Source organism: Pedobacter sp. ISL-64 (assembly GCF_018613605.1).
In the GTDB taxonomy this organism is placed as follows: Bacteria; Bacteroidota; Bacteroidia; order Sphingobacteriales; family Sphingobacteriaceae; genus Pedobacter.
The window spans coordinates 72,745-90,096 of the sequence record NZ_JAGGPU010000001.1 but is presented as its reverse complement, the minus strand read 5'-3'; the positions used below and the strand labels follow the sequence as shown (position 1 = coordinate 90,096).

The following is a 17,352-nucleotide window of genomic DNA, read 5'->3' as shown; positions in this document are numbered from 1 at the left end:
TACCGATATTTTTAAGATACAAACTCAATATTATCCGATAATTTTAAGATTGAATATTGTGAACATAAAAAAAGTGACCCTTTTGAGGCCACTTTTTTTATATGTTTTAAAAAACCTATTACAGCTTTCTAGCTACTTCTACTTGTTCGTAAGCTTCTACGATATCGCCAACTTCGATGTTGTTAAAGTTCTGAATGTTTAAACCACACTCGTAACCTTTATTAACCTCTTTCACATCATCTTTAAAGCGTTTTAACGATGCCAGTTCACCAGTGTATACTACAACACCATCCCTAACGATACGGATTTTGCTGTTACGGGTAATCTTACCATCCAATACCATACAACCTGCAATGGTACCCACTTTAGTAATTTTGAAAGTCTCACGGATCTCAACGTTAGCCACAATTTTCTCTTCAAATTCTGGATCCAACATACCTTCCATCGCTGATTTAATCTCGTTGATTGCATCGTAGATGATAGAATATAAACGGATATCGATCTGCTCAGCTTCTGCAAGTTTACGAGCACCTGTTGATGGACGAACCTGGAAACCAATAATAATCGCATCAGAAGCCGAAGCTAACAATACATCAGATTCTGAAATCTGACCAACACCTTTACTGATGATATTGATCTGGATCTGCTCAGTTGATAGTTTCAATAGTGAATCGGCCAATGCCTCGATTGAACCATCCACATCACCTTTAACAATGATGTTAAGCTCTTTAAAGTTACCGATAGCCAAACGACGGCCGATCTCATCCAATGTAATGTGTTTCTGTGTACGTAATCCCTGCTCACGTTGTAACTGCATACGTTTGTTTGCAATATCACGTGCTTCGGTTTCACTTTCTAAAGCATTAAATCGATCGCCTGCAGTAGGTGCACCCTGCATACCCAAAACCTGTACCGGTTGTGATGGGCCTGCTGATTCTACTTTAGCACCACGCTCGTTGGTTAACGCTTTTACACGTCCGCTATAACTACCTGCCAAAATTGGATCTCCAACTCTTAACGTACCGGCCTGAACCAATACCGTAGTTACAATACCACGTCCCTTATCTAATGCAGACTCAATTACAGTACCTGTAGCTCTCTTGTTCGGATTCGCTTTCAGTTCTAATAATTCAGCTTCTAATAATACTTTATCTAAAAGTAAATCAACATTTAAACCGCTTTTGCTTGAAATTTCCTGTGATTGATATTTACCACCCCAATCTTCAACCAAAATATTCATTACTGATAACTGCTCACGCACTTTATCTGAATTAGCACCTGGTTTATCAATCTTTGTAAAAGCAAATACCAATGGTACCCCAGCCGCTTGTGCGTGGTTAATCGCCTCTTTTGTTTGAGGCATCACCGCATCATCCGCCGCAATTACAATAATGGCAATATCTGCAGCCTTAGCACCACGTGCACGCATCGCTGTAAAGGCCTCGTGACCTGGCGTATCTAAGAAGGTTACTTTTTTGCCGGTTGGTGTAGTTACCATATAAGCACCAATGTGCTGGGTAATACCACCTGCCTCACCAGCTACCACATTTGCTTTACGGATATAATCCAGCAATGAAGTTTTACCGTGATCGACGTGACCCATAATCGTAACAACCGGAGCTCTTTCGATTAAATCTTCTTCTTTGTCTTCCTCTTCAATTACGTTTTCCTCATCTTCATCTGGTTTAACGAATTGGATTTCGTAACCAAACTCGTCAGCAACAATAGTTAAAGTTTCAGCATCTAAACGTTGGTTAATGGAAACGAACATACCAAGGCTCATACAAGTTCCAATAATTTTGGTAACCGGTACATCCATCATGCTCGCTAACTCATTAGCAGTAACAAATTCTGTTACTTTTAATATTTTCGATTGCGATTCAAGCTCGTTTGCTGCCTCTTCTGCATTATAAGCTACATCATCACGTTTCTGACGGCGCAATTTAGCACGTTGTGCAAATTTACCAGATTTACCAGCTCCACTTAAACGAGCAAGTGTTGCTTTGATCTGATCTTGAATTTCTTTCTCAGTAGGTTCTTCCTTAGGTCCGCTTGGTGTAGCATTTCTATTTTGAAAACCTGGTCTGTTATTGTTGTTGTTTCTATTTCCTTGGTATGGAGTTCCGCCTTGTCCCGCTGGTCTGTTACCTTGGTATGGAGTTCCACCGCCTGGCCTGTTACCTTGATAAGGTGTGCGTGGTTGTCCTGGTGTACCACTTTGACCTTGGCCCTGACCTGCAGGGTTATTTTGTCCTTGCTGGCCTTGACCGCCGTGTTGACCTGGCTGGCCCGGTGCTCCTGGAGTTTTTTTGCGTTTACGCTTACGTTTAGCAGCTTCACTATCGCTAGATGATGCTACTGGACCGTTTCTTCTATCCGGAGTTGTAGGTAAAACAATTTTACCAATAATATTCGGACCGGTTAATTTAACGGTACGTGCTTTAATTACCTCAGGCTCGTTGCTTACCGGTTTTGCTTCAGCTGGTTTTTCTTCCACTTTAGGTTGTTCAACTGGTTTTACAGGCTCAGGTGCTTTAGCCACTGGTGGCGCTACAACTGGCGCTGGAGCAGCAGGTGTTTCTTCCTTTTTAACCTCAACCGGTTTCTCTTCCGCTTTAGGTTGTTCAACTGGTTTTACCGGTTCAGGTGCTTTAACCACTGGCTGTTCTACAACAGGTACCGGTGAAGCAGGTGTTTCTTCTTTCTTAGCCGGGCGTGTTTTCGAGTTAAGATCGTTTAAATCGATCTTTCCTACAATTTTAACCCCTGGCAATCCAGTTTCTTCAACCTTATCTTCTGCTTTAGTTTCTTTTACCGGCTCTACTGCTGCCGCAGGGGCTGGTGTTGGCGCTGGCGTTTCTACCTTAGGGGTTTCCACAACCTTTGGTTTCTCTACCGGAGGTGTAAATGATTGAGCATTTTTAATTAAAATCTCTTCATTTTTCTCAAAATCGGTATTCTTCTTCGGCGCTTCTACTGGCTTTTCAGTCTCAGGCTCGTCACGACGTATTTTACCAATCACTATTTGTTTGGCTTCTTCTCTTACGATCTTATCTCCCTGATACTCTTTCAATAAGGCATTATACATATCTCCCGTAAGTTTAAACATAGGGCTCTTCTCGGCAGAGAATCCCTTTTTGTTTAAAAACTCAACGGCCGTACCCATGCCTATATTAAGTTCTTTAATAGCTTTAATTAAAATGATTGGTTTGTCGTCTGACATTTAGCTCCTGTTATTGTTTTTTATTTAATACAAAAGTAGTGTTTATTTGGCAATTACACCACTTATTCAAATTCTGACTTCAAAATTTGAACCACTTCTTTAATGGTTTCCTCTTCAAGGTCGGTGCGTTTTACCAAATCTTCTACTGTAAGTGCTAGTACACTCTTAGCAGTATCGCAACCGATAGCCTTTAATTCATCAATGATCCAGCTATCAATCTCATCTGAGAATTCTTCTAAATCAACATCCTCGTCGTTTTCTTCTCCGGCTTCGCGATACACATCAATTTCGTAGCCAGTTAACTTACCAGCCAGTTTAATATTGTGTCCGCCACGTCCAATTGCCAATGAAACCTGATCTGGTTTTAAGTAAACCGATGCATGTTTGGTTTCATCATCCAATTTAATAGAGGTGATTTTTGCCGGGCTTAAAGCACGGGTAATGTATAATGAAATATTATTGGTGAAATTAATCACATCAATGTTTTCGTTTTTCAATTCGCGAACGATACCGTGGATACGTGATCCTTTCATACCTACACACGCTCCAACCGGATCGATACGGTCATCGTACGATTCAACAGCAACTTTAGCACGTTCTCCTGGTTCGCGAACAATTTTCTTAACGGTAATTAAACCATCGAAAATTTCTGGAACTTCCTGTTCAAAAAGGCGTTGCAAAAATTCTGGTGCTGTTCTCGAAATGATAATTTTCGGGTTAGCGTTGATCATTTCTACTTTAGAGATTACCGCTCTTACAGAATCACCTTTTTTGAAATAATCTGCTGGAATCTGCTCTGTTTTAGGCATTAAAAGTTCGTTACCTTCATCATCTAAAACCAAAGTTTCTTTCTTCCAAACCTGGTAAACTTCACCTGTTACGATTTCGCCTACTCTATCTTTATATTTTTTGAAGATTTCGTCTTTCTCTAATTCCAATACTTTAGAAACCAAAGTTTGACGGGCAGCTAGAATTGCCCTACGGCCAAAACTTTCTAAAGTAATCTGCTCGATATAATCATCGCCAACTTCTAAAGTGCTGTCTAATTTAGAAACCTCAGCAAGCTCGATCTCTAAATCATCATCCTCAGAAAATCCATCCTCCATTACTTTTCTCGTTCTCCAGATCTCCAAATCACCGTTATCCGGATTCACGATAACATCACAGTTTTCGTCTGTTCCGTATTTTTTACGCAACATGCTACGAAAAACCTCTTCCAGCACACTGATCACCGTTGGGCGATCTATATTTTTGAAATCTTTAAACTCTTGAAAAGAGTCGATCAAATTAATTGTTGTAGTACTCATTTTTACTTAAATGAAATTAACACACTTGTTTCTAATATATCATTAAACGGAACATCTGTTTGAATTGCTACCGCCTTTTTCCCTTTTTCTTTAACCGATTCTTCAATCAGCAGATTATTTTCTGTAACCGCCAGCAGTTTGCCTTCTTTTTTTAATCCTTCTTTCAGCTTAATGCTTACTGTACGGCCAATATTTTTATTGTATTGACGGATTAATTTTAAAGGCTCACCAACACCCGGCGAAGAAACTTCTAAATTATAAGCCTGTTCTATTGCGTTTTCTTCTTCGAGATGAAAACCAACATGCCTGCTTATGGCCACACAATCCTGTATGCTAATACCTTCGTCGCCATCAACATGGATAATTAATTTATTGTTTGGCAACATTTTTACTTCAACCAGAAAGAGTTCTGGCCGATCTGCTATTTTTTCCTCAACGAGGGCTGCAACTCTCTTTTCTACCTGCATATTTTAACCTGATTTCATAGAAAAAGGGGACACTGTCCCCTTCTCTTTTCTTCGATTACGATGCAAATGTAGTAATTTTTTAGAAAAAATCAAACACTTAGGCTAATTATTATGCTGATTATTACCGTTTAAGTGTTTGTTGCTGCGCTTTTAAATTCTGTTTACCCTTCCCCATAATCAGATCGCCCACGGTTGCAAATTTTATTCCGATGTAACTCTCAACCAGATATTCTTTACCCTTAAGAAATGGCCGATCGGGATTAAATACGAGTGAATCGCCTAGTATCTTAACCTTGCCGGGCACTTCCAGCTCATCCTGGATACTGTCCAGATCGCCCGGTTTTAGCAAAACAGAAACCAAATTAAGTGTATCTGCGTTAGCCTGATAGGCATTTTTAACCTGCAACAGACTCGCCTCATCAATATTTTTAACTATTATTGATGAACTATCCCCAGAAAACTTAATTATTGGCCTGTTGTTTGTATTCGAACATGAAAGTGCAAATATAGCAACAGCAATTATGGCCTGGTATTTAAAAAAGCATTTGAACATTTACAAAAATAAACAATTATGAGATTTATTATCGAAATCCTTTTGATGGGATTAGCCTTTTTTATCGGCGCAAGAATAGTACCTGGTGTACATGTTGATGGTTATGCAACATCCATTCTTGCTGCAGTACTGGTTGCACTTGCAAATTCAACCATTGGGTTCATTTTAAGATTATTAACATTCCCTGTTAATTTTTTAACGCTCGGACTGGTATCATTTATCATTACCGTTTTAATGATTTTATTGGTTGATAACATGATGACCTCTTTTAACACTTCGGGTTTTATCGCTGCTGCATTTTTGGCTATAGTTGTAGCCTTAATTAAAGCAGTGTTTAGCGCTGTAGTTGGGGAAAAGGAATAAGTTGGGCGTTTTGAGTTGAGAGTTTGGACTAGCGACTCCAAGCTCCCAACTCCAAGCTCAAAACTACCGAATCACTTCTCTCGAAATCACCATTTTCTGAATCTCAGATGTACCTTCGTAAATCTGGGTGATTTTAGCATCGCGCATTAACCGTTCTACGTGGTATTCTTTTACGAAACCGTAACCACCGTGCACTTGTACAGCTTCGATGGTTACATCCATCGCCACTTTTGAAGCAAAAAGCTTGGCCATAGAACCGGCCTGTGTGTAAGGTAAACCCTGATCTTTTAACCAGGCAGCTTTATAAACCAATAACCTGGCGGCTTCGATCTGTGTAGCCATATCGGCTAGTTTAAAAGCAATGGCCTGATGTTCAGAAATTGGTTTGCCGAATGATTTACGCTCCTTAGCATACTGCGTGGCCAACTCGAAAGCCCCCTGTGCAATACCTAAAGCCTGGGCCGCAATACCGACCCTCCCGCCTTCTAAAGTTTTCATGGCAAACTTAAAACCGAAGCCATCTTCACCAATCCTATTTTCTTTTGGCACCTTCACATCGTTAAACATTAAAGAATGTGTATCAGATCCGCGGATGCCGAGTTTATTTTCTTTTGGTCCAACGGTAAAACCTTCCATCCCTTTCTCTACAATAAAAGCATTGATACCTTTATGCCTTAACTCTGGGTGGGTTTGTGCAATAACCAGATAGGTTGATGCAGTACCGCCATTGGTGATCCAGTTTTTTGTACCATTCAGTAGATAATAATCACCTTTATCTTCAGCGGTTGTACGTTGCGAGGTAGCATCAGATCCGGCTTCGGGCTCCGATAAACAAAAAGCACCGATTTTTTCTCCCGCTGCCAATGGCTTTAAATATTTTTCTTTTTGGGCTTCACTGCCATAGGCCTCTAATCCATAACAAACTAACGAGTTGTTTACCGAAACTACTACCGATGCAGAGGCATCTATTTTAGAAAGCTCTTCCATTACCAAAACGTAAGAAATGGCATCGAGTCCGCTTCCGTTATATTTTTCGCTCACCATCATCCCCAAAAAACCAAGTTCTCCAAGTTTTTTTACCTGCTCGGCCGGAAATTTCTGATGTTCGTCTCGTTCGATTACACCCGGCTTTAATTCTTGCTGCGCAAAATCGCGGGCAGCTTGCCGGATCATGATTTGTTCTTCACTTAATTCAAAATGCATAACATTTATGTATAAAAGGTTAGTAAATCAAATGTAGCATTTATGATCCGAATTACTATGGCTGCATAGTAATTTATTTTACCTCGTTATACTTTTATAAAGTATAAAAAAATATTATCACATTTAAAATGAAAGTATTAGCTAGAATAGGCTTTGTGTTAATGTAAGATTATTATTTTTGTTAAATGAACCTAGGGCAACAAATATTATTTTTCTTTAGTGCCCTGGGCGCATTTAATGGCTTTATCATTAGTGCGTATTTGTTATTCTTCAAAAAACCAAAATCCACATCTTCTTTTTTTCTTGGGCTTTTGCTTATTTCTCTTTGTTTAAAGATCAGCAAGTCGCTTCTTTTTTATTTCTATCCGGCCTTACCTGGCATTTATATTCAAATTGGCATTTTAGGAAGTTCATTAGTTGGTCCATCTCTTTTTTATTTTATTAAATCGGCTTTAGGACAAAATTCAAAGCATAAAATTGCACAGAAAGGGACTTATCTTTTTTGGATTTTTGCAATTGTAATTGCCAGCTTCATTGCGCCCTATAACAGTAAGCCTGATGTATGGGAAAATTACATCGGCAGAATAATTTCTATACAATTTACAGTTTATATTGTACTATCTGCCTGGTTGCTCAGAGCTGTTTTTACCAAAGTTTTCGGCAAAGGGGGCAAGATTTCTACAACTGAGACACTATTGCTATCTATATTTATTGGAAATATAATAGTTCCGGTGGCATTTAAATTACCTATCTTCTCATTTTTTAATGGTCCTTGCATAAGTGGGGCTTTATTTTTCTCAGCCGTTCTTTACTTAAACACTTTCTTGTTTATTAGCAGAAGAAAAAACAGCAATCATTTTTCGGGCAGCCAGGATTTAGTTCGTTATGCCAACAAGAAGATAACCGACGAACATGCCTTAGCACTAACAGAAAGACTGCAGAAGATTATTTTGGAAGACGAACTTTATAAGAACCCAGACCTAAAATTAAATGATTTAGCCAAAAAAATTAACATTTCGGGTCACCAGCTTTCGCAATTGCTCAACGACAATTTAGGCAAAAGTTTTGCGGCTTACATTAACGAATTTAGAATAAACGAAGCCTGTGAACTGATTGTTAACGACAGGGGCATTAAGCTCGAAGCCATTGGATATGAGGTGGGCTTTAACTCCAAATCTACTTTTTACACCGCTTTTAAAAAACACAAACTAACAACCCCGATGCATTATAAGGAACAGCTATTAGTTGTTTCATCAAACTAAATTTGGTCTCGTTTTATAATTCCGAACGCCTAAATCTGAGATTCAAAACCCCTTCTCTATCCTTCTATTCTAGTTTTGGAGCATTCTGCAAAATCCAAACACACGAAGATGAAACCGACATTGTTATCATGCCTATTCTTATTTATATCGCTATCTCTAAATGCACAAACGATTAAAGGAAAACTGATTGACCATAAAACCAAGCAGGCAATACCTTTAGCCAATTTGGCTTTGGCTGACAAAGACCATCCAGCATTAATCAAATATACCAATAGCGACACCACCGGTTTCTTCGAATTTAGAGACCTGCCAAACGGAAAATACATTTTATCGGTTACTTTAGTCGGTTACCAAAAAACACAAAAAGAGTTATTGATAAATGAGAACAGCCTGAAAACAATTGATGTGGGCTACATTTTAATGGAGGAAGACACTAACCTACTCCAAGAAGTAACCATAACAGGGGGAGTACCAAATTTTAGCACAAAAAATGGTCAGATTAAAATTGGTATTGCCAATAATGTGTTTTTCAAGTCTGCTTCTAATTTGTTAGATGTGTTTAAGAAACTACCTGGCTTGCAGGTTAACGAGGATGGAACAATCTTAATGGCAAGCAGGGCAACACCAACCTTATTTGTTGACGGCAAGCCGGCAAACATGAACAATGATGAAATCATTTCCTACCTCAGCAGTTTGTCGCCAGATATGGTCGAATCGATTGAAATGATTAACCAGCCTTCATCAAAATATGACGGAGAATATCAGGGAATTATCGATGTAAAACTGAAGAGAAACCATTCTTTAGGTTTAAGAGGTACCTATAATGCTCGTTTTCAACGAAACAATTACAGTTTATTGGAAAATAATCTATCCCTGGTGCTTAAAACAAACCGGTTTGTTTACGACTTAAGGTTAGGCAATACCATTGGGAGCACCTTTTATAAATATTATTCCTTGCAGTATTTAGCCAATACAAACGCCATGAATACCGATACCAGAACCATTACCTCCAACCAAAACTTTAATGTGCAGGCAAGGGTAGCTTATGAGGTAAAAAAAGGGCAAAACCTTGAAGCTTTTGTACGCACCTACCAAATGGATAGAAATGCAGTATCTGACAATCAGCTGCTTACCCAGACCGCTAGTTTAGATCATACCATTGCGCTTGTTAAAAGCGATAATAATGCCTTTCCTAAGCAACATAATTATTCAGGCGGAATCAATTACGATGCGCAATTTAAGAATAGCGAACTTCACATAATTACCTCTTTGGCCCAAATAGACAATCAACAAACCGAAGATATCCAGAACCGTAACATACTTAACAATCAATTGTTAAATTACTGGAAAACAGACTCCAGAAATAATATAATGATTCATGCGGTACAAACTGACTACAGCCGAAAAATAGGCAAAGGAAAGCTAGAATTGGGCGGAAAATTTGCATATACAACCACTCAGAACAATCTCCGCTATGATACATTAGCCAATGATGTCTTTAACTTAGACCCTAACCGGAGTAACCAGTTCCACTACCAAGAGTATATTGGCGCAGGCTATCTTTCTTACATTGGCCAGTGGAGTAAGTTTAATTACAGCTTAAGTTTAAGGGCAGAACATACACACACAATAGCCAATTCGATTACTACAGGCAGTATTATAGAAAAAAAGTATATAAAATGGCTCCCAAGTTTGAACATTACTTATGCCATTAACGAAAGCGAACAGCTTAGCTTCAGTTATACCAGACGATTAACAAGGCCAACCTTTGCCATGTTAAATCCTTTTCGCTTTTATTACAGTCCACGACATTATTGGATAGGTAATCCTTACCTACAGCCCTCTACAACAAGTCTTTTCGCGATGTCTTATAGTATAAAAAGCCTTAATATTTCGCTAAATGCAGGAAAGGAAACAGATCCAATGGGCCGTTATCCTGAATATAATCCGGCAACTAATGAATTGATTTTTCTGGGTAGAAACCTACCCCACAGAAAATTTGCAAATCTACAGCTAAGCGCCCCCATAACAATGAACAAATGGTGGCGGATGAACAACAACATCACCTTCTATTACAACAAGGAGCTAACACCTTACTTTGGAAATACCTATGAAATACCCATATATAATTATGCGGTTAATGGTAGCCAGGTTTTTACCTTAAAAAACTGGGTATTGGATGTAAGTTATACCTATGAATCGAAAAGCGGTAATGGACTTTATATTATGGCTCCCGTTTACGGAATTGATTTTGGTGTGCAAAAAGCCTGGTTAAAAAACAGGTTCAACACTAAACTTACGCTTTATGATGCATTCGATAACATTAAAAGAAGGCTTATTTTCAGGGAGAAAAGTATTATCAACAACGATTTCTACCACTATTTTGCTTCGCAAAGATTGGTTTTTAGTTTAACATTTAATTTTGGAAGTTCGACTTACAAAGCCAGGGAAAACAAAAAAAGCGAAGAAGAGAATAGGGCCAATTAAAAGAAATTAATTACCGATTCCGTTTCTTAAATAAAATCAGCATGAGGCTCAAACAGCCCAATAACAATATGAGCAAAACCTGTGAAGAATGAATAATGGTTGAGTAAGCTAATCCATCTTTAAAAGAAATAGAATAAAGTACCAGTGATTGGGCAACCATCCAGTGAAAAACACCAATCCCGCCCTGAACAAGGGCTGCCATAGCAAAACCAGAAAAAACAATAGCTGTAAATGCAGCATTAAAATGTAATCCCGAAGTAGCTTGAATAGAAGAAAAGGCGAAATACATAGAAAGTGAGTAGAAAAGCCATATCCCTAGTGTATACGTTAAAAATAATCCTTTTCGTTTTAACTTACTGTACGAGCCAAATCCCTGGCGCAGACTTACAAAAATCCGCAGGAATTTATTGCTGAACTTTTGACGGAGAAAATAGATTGCGACTAAAATAAAGGAAAGAATAACAAGGCCAATTCCAACCAGCCATAAATAATTAATGGCACCTAATTTTTCAACAAGGTTAAGATAAATGACATTGTACAAAAAGTCGGAAACGATATCATATTGAAAAGTCACCATGGCTATACTGGTGAGAAAAAGTACCAGTACATCAAAAAGCCGTTCGGTAATTACGGTACCTATAGAAGCAAACATGGGCACCTTTTCGGCTTTGTGAATCACCGAACAACGGCCAATCTCTCCAAAGCGCGGTAAAGCAAGGTTAGCCAGATAGCCGATTATTACGGCATGGTAAGCATTCCAGAAACTCACTTTGTAATGAATAGATTTGTACAGCATTTGCCAGCGCAAAGCACGTAATACATGCGCAATCCATACGGCAAATGCAGAAGTAATTACCCAAAAGTAGTTGGCGGTTTTAATTTCCTGCCAGATCTTTCCTAAATCCTGACCTCTAAAAGCTAAATATAAAACCCCTATCCCGATTAAAAACAGGATGATATATTTTAGCGCTGTTTTGAGGTCGAATATCACAAGGTTATTTTAGCAAGTGGTTGTTATCGTCAGGAAAAACCAATATTGGATTGTATTTTTTGGCTTCTTCTATTGGTAATGAGCCGTAAGACATAATGATGAGAATGTCGCCAAGCTGAGCCAAACGGGCTGTTGCGCCATTTAAACAGATGGTTCCGGTACCGCGTTCGCCTTTAATTACATAAGTTTCGAAACGTGCACCATTATTATTATTTACAATCTGCACCTTTTCATTAGCGATAATGTTAGCTGCATCCATCAAATCTTCATCTATCGTAATACTGCCTACATAGTTCAATTCGGCTTGTGTTACCCTAACACGGTGTATTTTCGATTTTAATATTGTGATAACCATTCGGCAAAGTTAGTAATCAGTTTGGAGTTTTCAGTCATCAGTTTGGAGTTTCGCAAATCGGTAAATTCTGATTCTTGATACGCACATCGTGACTTTACTTAATAATCATATTATCGATCAGCCTGGTTGAACCTACTTTTGCGGCAACCAGCGCAATCAGGTTATTTTCATGTTTTGATTTAGCTGGTTCCAATGTATCGCCATTGGCAATAGTAAAATAATCCAGTTCAACACCATCAATATTATGGTAAAATGTTTTGGCCTTATCTTCTAATTCCGACAGAGAATATTCGTTAAAATGATCGATAACGAACTGTAGCGATTTACTCAACACGAGCGAATGCTTGCGATCATCAGGGGATAAGTGGATATTTCGGCTGCTCATGGCTAAACCATCGCCTTCGCGGATAATCGGACAGGTAATAATGGTGATGGGCAGCTTAAAATAAGCCAGCATATTCTTGATCATTAATACCTGTTGGAAATCTTTTTGTCCGAACATGGCTACATCTGGCTCAACGGCATCAAACAATTTTTTTACAATCTGTGTTACACCTTGATAGTGGCCCTTTCTAAATTCGCCTTCCAACAGAAATTCGGCATTACCCAAATCAATGTGCCAAGCCTCGTCGGCCCCGGCAGGATACATTTCATCTACATTAGGCATAAATACACCGTTACAACCAGCATCGGCCAGCATGGCTAAATCGTGTTCGATTGGGCGTGGGTATTTCTCTAAATCTTTGGGATCTGTAAACTGTGTTGGATTTACAAATATGCTACAGATAATGACATCGGCATTTTGTTGGGCCAGTTTTATCAACGATATGTGACCATTGTGCAAGGCACCCATAGTAGGCACAAGTGCTATTTTTTTACCTGATGCTTTTAAGGGTTTTAAAAATGCCTTAAGTGCTGCTTTGGTTTTAAATATTTCCAATTTGGACAAACTAAATTAAAGCCGTAAAGGTGTAAATTAATCTAAACGAAACCAAACAAATGCTTGCTATATTGATAAATAGTATTATTATGCTTACCTTTGCAGCTCATTATCTTTTATTTAACTTAATATTTTCTTAGAATATGGAGATGGCAAAAACGAAGCTGCTGATTGTTACACACGAGATGTCGCCTTTCCTCGAGCTTACTAAAATTTCTGAAATCACGCGCCAATTACCACAAGCAATGCAAGAAAAAGGATTCGAAATCCGCATCTTGATGCCTAAATTTGGTAATATCAACGAAAGAAGAAATCGTTTACACGAAGTAATCCGCTTATCAGGAATGAACATCATTATCGATGACAACGATAATCCTTTAATTATTAAAGTAGCCTCCATCCCAGCTGCACGCATGCAGGTTTATTTCTTAGACAATGAAGAATATTTCCAACGCAAACAAGTATTTAGAGATGCAAGCGGGAAATTCTTCGACGACAATGATGAACGCACAATTTTCTTTTGCAAAGGCGCATTGGAAACCGTTAAAAAATTAGGTTGGGCACCAGATATCGTTCACTGTCATGGCTGGATGAGTGCATTAGTTCCTGCCTATATCAAAACAACTTATAAAAATGATCCTACTTTTAAAAATTCTAAAGTAGTATATTCTGTTTATGAGGATGGCTTTACAGAGAAATTAAATGCTAATTTCGCGAATAAAGCAGTAATGGCCAATATGACTGAGGATGATACGAAAGCATTCTTACCATCTGATTGCGACAGCATGCACATTGGTGCGATAACACACGCTGATGCAGTAGTTTTAGCAGATGAAAACCTAAATAAAGATGTGTTAAAATTTGTTAAAGATTCCAATAAGCCAACATTAGCTTTTAACTTAACCGAGAATTTCGAAAACTTCTATACTTTTTATGAAGAAATTTCGAATGACGAACTGGTTTCACTTGCTTAATTAAGGTATTATTATTTTAAATATGAAATTTACAAAACAAGACTTATTAACCCTGTTGATAGGTCTTTTTCTTTTTGCATCGTGCAAAAACCCTGATGGTGTTGGTTTAGATGTAGATCCGAACGCTGCAATTACCGGAACGCTGGTGGTATCTCCTGTTAAATCTCAACTTGTACAAGAAGACGCTGCCAACACCGCCGGATTAAACCGTTATCCATTGGGATACATGGTAGACCCTACCTTTGGAAAGACGGAAGCCGCTTTAGCAATGACCGTTTATCCTATCATTAACACAGATTTCGGTACTGCTCCGGTATTAGACTCTGCAGTTTTGGTATTAAAATTAGATACAACATCTACACTAACCAAATTTTATGGCGATACCACCAATTCTAAATACAGTATTGATGTTTATCAGTTAGCCAATAAAGTTACAACTTATAAAAGTTCTGATGTACAAGCGATTAACAACACACTTTTAGGAAACTTTACAGGTAAACTTGCACCAAATACCAAAAGGAAAATATCTGTTATTGTTCCAGGCAAAGCTGATACTTTAAAAACCGTACCTGCACAGATCAGAATTCCTTTAAACAAGGCATTTATACAAAACGCTATACTTAATCTGGGTACTGCAGGAACAGCAACAGATGCTAAGTTTATAGAATCGTTTAAAGGTTTGTATGCACAGATCAATAAAACATCTTCTACAGGTGTTGGAGGGATTGCATTCTTTAATTTTTCGGGAACTGACTCTTACCTACAGCTGGTCTGGAAAAAAACAAACTCATCAAGCGGCATAGATACCACCAGTGTAAATTTCCCTATTGGAAAGATGGTTACGAATGCTGCACAAACTGCAAATATAGTTTCTGGTATAGCAGCTAATATTAAACACGATTACACAGGTACACCTGTACAGGAGCAGATTACAACTCCAAATCCTTCTGTTTCATACAATGTTACCTATTTACAAGGTTTAGCCGGTGTAAAAACCAAGTTAAGCTTCCCAGCATTGACAAGCTTTAAGGATACTTACGGGAAAGCAATTATCAATAAGGCAGAATTAGTTGTAGAGATAGGTGAAAATGCACCAGCATATCCTTTTAATGCTGCTCAACGGCTTTCTTTATATCGTTGGGATATTGCACATCAACCAGCCGATATACCTGATTATACAACCTTTTCAAGCAGTGCTTCTGGTGGCGCAGCACTTTTTGGTGGTTATTTCGATTCGTTAAAGAAACGTTATATTTTTATTGTAACCAGTTATGTTCAAAGCTTGATTGATAAAAACGTTGAAGATTATGGCACATTCCTAGCTCCTACATCTTATACTGATTTCCAGAGAACATCTACCGCTACATCTGCAGAAAGGTCGATTATAGGCGCCAGCGATGCAACTGCTAATAAGATAAAGTTAAATATTTACTACACTAAAATTAATTAACCATTTTAGTGTAGCATAAGAAACTCCTGCTGGCAAAACTGGCAGGAGTTTTTTTGTATCATTATTTTAAGGCTACGAAATATAAAGCGCATAAAAAAAGCTACCTCTCATCAGGTAGCTTTTTTTATTCATTTTAACCTTTAATTAAAACGGAAGATCTCCATTTTCATCTGATGGGCCAATTGTAAATTCATCTTCAATTTTAGCTTCAGAACTTTGATGCGTTGGTGTAGTTGGACTTTGCTCGAAATCACTTTTTCTGCCTAACATGGTAAAATTTTCGGCCACAATTTCTGTTACATATTTTTTAACCTTTTCTTTGTCTTCAAAGGATCTTGTTCTTAATTTGCCCTCTATGTAAACCAGTTTGCCTTTCTGAAGGTATTTGGAGGCAACCTCTGCTAAGCCACGCCATAACACAATATTGTGCCATTCCGTTTGTTCTACTCTTTTACCGTCTTTGTTGTATGTTTCCGAGGTGGCTAATGGAAAACTGGCTACTGTTACGCCACCATCTAAATGTCGCACTTCAGGGTCTTTGCCTAAATGGCCTACTAAAATAACTTTGTTAATCCCAGACATAAATATTTTTGGTTAGTTGTTTCGTTTTCTAAGTGCGCACCGAATAAGATGGTTAGTTACTCCATTTTGTTCTTATAAAAATATTCCAGAACAAAATCATGGATTACTTTTGGCTGCGGTAACTCATCTAATTTACTTAAAGAAACCCAATTAAGTTCCTTTTGTTTATTAAAGTTAAATATATAATTTTTTAATGCAAAAAATTGTACATGGATTATTTGGTGAGTTAATATGTGCTTTTTGGCTCTTATAAATGTAAAATCGGCGTTGTTTCCGAATACAGATTTTACCCGATCGATGAACAATGAATCGCTCCACTCGCATTCTTCTGTAGTTTCCACGCTAGGGAAATCATATAAATGCTGCCATATATCCCCAGCTTGTCTTTCCCTGATCAATACTTTTTCATCTTCAAAACAAACAAAATAATTAATATGCCGGTGTTTTTGTTCGGCTTTGCGAATTTTAACCGGTAGCATATTTACCTGGCCAAGGTTAAAAGCATAACACTCCTGACTAAGTGGGCAAACGCTGCAATTGGGCGATTTTGGCTTGCATTGCATGGCTCCGAACTCCATAATAGCCTGGTTATATAGCGCAGGGTCTTCTTTATAGAGTAAATCATTTGCTAATGCATAAAACTCTTTTTTGCCGGCCGGGCTATTTATTGGCGTAGCTAAACCATAGAACCTGGAGAGTACCCGAAATACATTTCCATCTACCACAGCCCGTGCTTCTCCAGACGAAAATGAGGAAATGGCAGCAGCTGTATATTCACCAATCCCTTTTAATTTTATGAGTTCATCATGCAGATTTGGGAAGATTCCATGATAATCTTTCACCACAATTTGAGCGGTTGCATGCATATTCCTACCCCTCGAGTAATAACCCAATCCTTGCCAAAGCTTCAAAACTTTGGCTTCGGTAGCACTGGCAAAATCGGCAACTGTAGGAAAATTCTCTAAAAACCTATTAAAGTACGGAAGTCCTTGTTCTACTCGTGTTTGTTGTAATATAACCTCTGATAACCAGATGGTATAAGCATCATTGGTATGCCTCCAGGGCAAATCTCTCTTGTTTATCAGGTACCAATTGATGAGTTCATTTTGAAATATCATTACCGCAAATTACGGTCTATTTATCCGATTAAAAAAAAACTTGCAATTGCCTGATAAGTCTAGTGATAAAAAAATCA

At 38.2% G+C, this 17,352-nt stretch carries 15 protein-coding genes; 5 read left to right on the top strand and 10 right to left on the bottom strand.

Annotation, left to right across the window (positions count from 1 at the left end; all coding sequences use genetic code 11):
* Positions 1-118 precede the first annotated feature (118 nt).
* The 4 genes from infB to J7E57_RS00410 all read right to left on the bottom strand — a co-directional run bounded on the left by infB (position 119) and on the right by J7E57_RS00410 (position 5,550).
* Complete coding sequence (infB, locus tag J7E57_RS00425) at positions 119-3,223, bottom strand: translation initiation factor IF-2 (protein ID WP_215129530.1); 3,105 nt, start codon at positions 3,221-3,223, stop codon at positions 119-121.
* 62 nt (positions 3,224-3,285) lie between these two features.
* Positions 3,286-4,530, bottom strand: a complete 1,245-nt coding sequence (gene nusA / locus J7E57_RS00420; protein WP_029274497.1) for a transcription termination factor NusA — start codon at positions 4,528-4,530, stop codon at positions 3,286-3,288.
* 2 nt (positions 4,531-4,532) lie between these two features.
* Positions 4,533-4,997 carry a ribosome assembly cofactor RimP gene (rimP, locus tag J7E57_RS00415; RefSeq protein ID WP_108197286.1) on the bottom strand — a complete coding sequence of 155 codons (465 nt, stop codon included), beginning with the start codon at positions 4,995-4,997 and terminating at the stop codon, positions 4,533-4,535.
* Positions 4,998-5,118: 121 nt separating this feature from the next.
* Positions 5,119-5,550: a hypothetical protein gene (locus J7E57_RS00410; protein WP_215129529.1), complete on the bottom strand. Its 432-nt coding sequence runs from the start codon at positions 5,548-5,550 to the stop codon at positions 5,119-5,121.
* A gap of 18 nt (positions 5,551-5,568) precedes the next feature.
* On the opposite strand from J7E57_RS00410, the gene J7E57_RS00405 reads away from it, so the two are divergent.
* Positions 5,569-5,913, top strand: a complete 345-nt coding sequence (locus tag J7E57_RS00405) for a phage holin family protein (RefSeq protein WP_215129527.1) — start codon at positions 5,569-5,571, stop codon at positions 5,911-5,913.
* A 63-nt stretch (positions 5,914-5,976) separates the two neighbouring features.
* Here J7E57_RS00405 and J7E57_RS00400 read toward each other — a convergent pair whose 3' ends face one another.
* A complete protein-coding gene (locus tag J7E57_RS00400; protein ID WP_215129525.1) occupies positions 5,977-7,116 on the bottom strand; it encodes an acyl-CoA dehydrogenase in 1,140 nt (379 codons plus the stop codon).
* Between the two features lie 185 nt (positions 7,117-7,301).
* On the opposite strand from J7E57_RS00400, the gene J7E57_RS00395 reads away from it, so the two are divergent.
* Complete coding sequence (locus tag J7E57_RS00395) at positions 7,302-8,378, top strand: helix-turn-helix domain-containing protein (protein WP_215129523.1); 1,077 nt, start codon at positions 7,302-7,304, stop codon at positions 8,376-8,378.
* 108 nt (positions 8,379-8,486) lie between these two features.
* Positions 8,487-10,865: an outer membrane beta-barrel family protein gene (locus J7E57_RS00390; RefSeq protein WP_215129521.1), complete on the top strand. Its 2,379-nt coding sequence runs from the start codon at positions 8,487-8,489 to the stop codon at positions 10,863-10,865.
* 10 nt (positions 10,866-10,875) lie between these two features.
* On the opposite strand, the gene J7E57_RS00385 is transcribed toward J7E57_RS00390, so the two are convergent.
* From J7E57_RS00385 to panC, 3 genes are all read right to left on the bottom strand, one after another.
* Positions 10,876-11,856 carry a lysylphosphatidylglycerol synthase transmembrane domain-containing protein gene (locus J7E57_RS00385; protein WP_215129519.1) on the bottom strand — a complete coding sequence of 327 codons (981 nt, stop codon included), beginning with the start codon at positions 11,854-11,856 and terminating at the stop codon, positions 10,876-10,878.
* 4 nt (positions 11,857-11,860) lie between these two features.
* A complete protein-coding gene (panD, locus tag J7E57_RS00380; protein ID WP_029274491.1) occupies positions 11,861-12,211 on the bottom strand; it encodes an aspartate 1-decarboxylase in 351 nt (116 codons plus the stop codon).
* A gap of 94 nt (positions 12,212-12,305) precedes the next feature.
* Positions 12,306-13,151, bottom strand: a complete 846-nt coding sequence (panC, locus tag J7E57_RS00375; protein ID WP_215129517.1) for a pantoate--beta-alanine ligase — start codon at positions 13,149-13,151, stop codon at positions 12,306-12,308.
* Between the two features lie 149 nt (positions 13,152-13,300).
* Here panC and J7E57_RS00370 point away from each other — a divergent pair, with 149 nt between their 5' ends.
* Both J7E57_RS00370 and J7E57_RS00365 read left to right on the top strand, forming a co-directional pair.
* Positions 13,301-14,125 (top strand): glycogen/starch synthase, encoded by an 825-nt coding sequence (locus J7E57_RS00370; protein WP_251029742.1) that lies wholly within the window; start codon positions 13,301-13,303, stop codon positions 14,123-14,125.
* 22 nt (positions 14,126-14,147) lie between these two features.
* The gene (locus J7E57_RS00365; protein ID WP_215129513.1) at positions 14,148-15,575 is read left to right on the top strand and encodes a DUF4270 domain-containing protein; all 1,428 of its coding nucleotides are present in this window, start codon (positions 14,148-14,150) and stop codon (positions 15,573-15,575) included.
* Positions 15,576-15,719: 144 nt separating this feature from the next.
* On the opposite strand, the gene J7E57_RS00360 is transcribed toward J7E57_RS00365, so the two are convergent.
* Entirely contained in the window at positions 15,720-16,157 is a 438-nt protein-coding gene (locus tag J7E57_RS00360) for a single-stranded DNA-binding protein (RefSeq protein WP_029274486.1), read from the bottom strand.
* A 56-nt stretch (positions 16,158-16,213) separates the two neighbouring features.
* On the bottom strand, positions 16,214-17,275 hold the full coding sequence (gene mutY / locus J7E57_RS00355) for an A/G-specific adenine glycosylase (protein ID WP_215129511.1): 1,062 nt from the start codon (positions 17,273-17,275) through the stop codon (positions 16,214-16,216).
* Positions 17,276-17,352: the final 77 nt, after the last annotated feature.

What these genes read in the sequence shown, in the direction of transcription:
- J7E57_RS00400 (WP_215129525.1), bottom strand. Translation starts at nt 7,116, where the DNA reads ATGCATTTTGAATTAAGTGAAGAACAAATCATGATCCGGCAAGCTGCC.
- mutY (WP_215129511.1), bottom strand. Translation starts at nt 17,275, where the DNA reads ATGATATTTCAAAATGAACTCATCAATTGGTACCTGATAAACAAGAGA.
- rimP (WP_108197286.1), bottom strand. Translation starts at nt 4,997, where the DNA reads ATGCAGGTAGAAAAGAGAGTTGCAGCCCTCGTTGAGGAAAAAATAGCA.
- J7E57_RS00365 (WP_215129513.1), top strand. Translation starts at nt 14,148, where the DNA reads ATGAAATTTACAAAACAAGACTTATTAACCCTGTTGATAGGTCTTTTT.
- panD (WP_029274491.1), bottom strand. Translation starts at nt 12,211, where the DNA reads ATGGTTATCACAATATTAAAATCGAAAATACACCGTGTTAGGGTAACA.
- J7E57_RS00360 (WP_029274486.1), bottom strand. Translation starts at nt 16,157, where the DNA reads ATGTCTGGGATTAACAAAGTTATTTTAGTAGGCCATTTAGGCAAAGAC.
- J7E57_RS00410 (WP_215129529.1), bottom strand. Translation starts at nt 5,550, where the DNA reads ATGTTCAAATGCTTTTTTAAATACCAGGCCATAATTGCTGTTGCTATA.
- J7E57_RS00370 (WP_251029742.1), top strand. Translation starts at nt 13,301, where the DNA reads ATGGCAAAAACGAAGCTGCTGATTGTTACACACGAGATGTCGCCTTTC.
- J7E57_RS00405 (WP_215129527.1), top strand. Translation starts at nt 5,569, where the DNA reads ATGAGATTTATTATCGAAATCCTTTTGATGGGATTAGCCTTTTTTATC.
- J7E57_RS00390 (WP_215129521.1), top strand. Translation starts at nt 8,487, where the DNA reads ATGAAACCGACATTGTTATCATGCCTATTCTTATTTATATCGCTATCT.
- nusA (WP_029274497.1), bottom strand. Translation starts at nt 4,530, where the DNA reads ATGAGTACTACAACAATTAATTTGATCGACTCTTTTCAAGAGTTTAAA.
- infB (WP_215129530.1), bottom strand. Translation starts at nt 3,223, where the DNA reads ATGTCAGACGACAAACCAATCATTTTAATTAAAGCTATTAAAGAACTT.
- J7E57_RS00395 (WP_215129523.1), top strand. Translation starts at nt 7,302, where the DNA reads ATGAACCTAGGGCAACAAATATTATTTTTCTTTAGTGCCCTGGGCGCA.